The organism is Bacillota bacterium, assembly GCA_024653485.1.
Classification (GTDB): Bacteria; Bacillota; SHA-98; order UBA4971; family UBA4971; genus UBA6256.
Genome location: JANLFY010000022.1, coordinates 1 through 225 on the forward strand (window position 1 = coordinate 1; position 225 = coordinate 225).

Annotated in this window: 1 rRNA gene (only partly in view); it reads right to left on the minus strand. The window is 57.3% G+C overall.

The window, feature by feature from the left end:
- Positions 1-225: ribosomal RNA gene (locus tag NUW12_12470) — 16S ribosomal RNA — on the minus strand (its annotated part continues 49 nt past the right edge of the window); the annotation flags it as partial.

Consider the following 225-nt stretch of genomic DNA (forward strand, 5'->3'; position numbering starts at 1 on the left):
GTTGGTGAGGTAACGGCTCACCAACTAGCTAATGGGACGCGGGCCCATCCTATAGCGGGTCTCCCCTTTCCTCGTAAAACCATGCGACCCTACGAGCTCATCCGGTATTAGCAGGCCTTTCGACCTGTTATCCCAGTCTATAGGGCAGGTTGCCCACGCGTTACTCACCCGTCCGCCGCTAGGATAACTCAGTAGCAAGCTACCTCGCTACCCCCGCTCGACTTG